The organism is Leucobacter musarum subsp. musarum (assembly GCF_001273845.1).
Classification (GTDB): Bacteria; Actinomycetota; Actinomycetes; order Actinomycetales; family Microbacteriaceae; genus Leucobacter; species Leucobacter musarum.
This window is the reverse complement of the sequence record NZ_JHBW01000072.1, coordinates 1-1,757: the sequence shown is the minus strand read 5'-3', so window position 1 is coordinate 1,757 and position 1,757 is coordinate 1. Positions and strand designations below refer to the sequence as shown.

The window sequence follows — 1,757 nt, the reverse complement described above, 5'->3', positions numbered from 1 at the left end:
GGCCCGCACCGTTCGAGACATACAGAAGTGGGAAATTTTGTCTCGTGGTGCGGGCCCCTGGGGATCCGATGTTGAGTTAGCTATTCAGTTATTGGGGGTGTTGCGGGTCAGCGCACCTGGAAGGCGCGGTCGACCTCAACCGTGTCGTTCACGACGCGGATGGTGTAGTTCGACGCACCGAGCTGCTTGTTGACGTCGATGCTCCAGTCGCCATCAGCGTTTGCCGTGCCGCTGCCCAGCAGCGCGCCGGTCGTGATTGAGCGCAGCTCGATGTCAGCGTTGGCGTTCGCGATGCCCGTGAAGGTCACGGTGCCCGAGGCGACCGTGGCGTTCTGAGCGGGGGCCAGCACGTCGAGCTCTGCGGTGACCGGGTTGCCGACCTTGAATGCACGGTCCACGGTCAGCGAACCGTTCTGTACGCGAATGGTGTAGTCGCCGTTCATGAGCGACTTGTTCACGTCGACACTGAAGCTGCCGTTGGCGTGCGCCGTGGTCGTGCCGAGCAACGCACCCGAGGCGACCGAGACCAGGTTGATCGTCGCGCCCGCATCGGCGGTGCCGGTGAAGGTGACGGTGCCCGGGGCGACGATGCCGTTCTGCGCCGGGGTGGTCACGACGAGTGACGCGGGAACCGCGTTGCGCACGGTGAAGGTGCGCTGCACGTCAACCGAACCGTTGCGCACACCGATGGTGTAGGTGCCAGCGCCGAGCTGCTTGTTGACCGGAATCGACCAGGTACCTGCAGCGTTTGCCTTGCCCGAACCAAGCGGTGCACCCGACGCGGTCGAGTAGAGCGTGATGTCGGCATTCGCGTTCGCGGTGCCCGAGAAAGTCACCGTACCTGCGTCGACGGTCGCGCCGCGAGCCGGTGCCTGCACGTCGAGCTGATCGACAACGGCGTTCTTCACGGTGAAGGTGCGCTGCACATTCAGAGCACCATTGCGCACACCAATCGTGTAGGTGCCAGCGGCAAGAGAACGGTTGACCTCAGCGGTCCACTGTCCGTCGGCCCCAGCGGTGCCCTTGCCCAGGCTCGCACCCGAAACGGTCGAGTAGAGCTCAACTTCAGCACCCGCGTTCGCGGTGCCCGAGAAGGTCACGATGCCGGCATCAACGGTCGCGTTCTGAGCGGGAGCGAGTACGTCGAGCTTCTCATTGGACTGGCCGGGGTTCAGGGTGACCTCGGCGGTTGTGACGTTGTTGCCGGGGCCGGTCTGGGTGACGACGTACGTCGCCTCCTTCGCAGCGATACCGGGCACGCGCATCGTCCACACGCCGTTCACCAGCACGGTGCCGGTCTGCAGAGCTTCAGCCTTGCCCTTCTCACGCACGATCACCTCAGCGCCAGCGACACCGCGACCCTGGAAGGTCATCGTGCCGCCGGGGGTGGTGTCGCCATCGAGAGGGCTTTCGATGGCTACAGCACGACCGAAGTCAGCGCTCACGCTGTACTCCGTCGGCGAGGTCACACCATTGAGGGTCTGCTTGATCGTGTACGCCTGAGCGCCGCCGGCGTTCGGAGCGACAACGTCCATCGAGAAATGACCCGAAACCGAGTTCGCGATCACCGTGCTCAGCATCGTGTCACCCTGCCACAGCTCGATATCTGCACCTGGCTGGCCCACACCCGAAACGACCATATTCTGCTTCATGTCAGGCAGGAACGATGCAGCAGCGGTGACAGCGGCCAGCGAGAGATCGGCCGAAATAGTGGTCTCCCCAGTCTTGTTCCCCGGACCCTCGTACTGTTCGACCTT

At 63.9% G+C, this 1,757-nt stretch carries 1 protein-coding gene; it reads right to left on the bottom strand.

Annotated elements, in window-relative coordinates:
- Positions 1-107: 107 nt before the first annotated feature.
- On the bottom strand, positions 108-1,757 hold a 1,650-nt coding region (locus CH42_RS16580; RefSeq protein ID WP_162231079.1), incomplete at its 5' end, for an Ig-like domain-containing protein.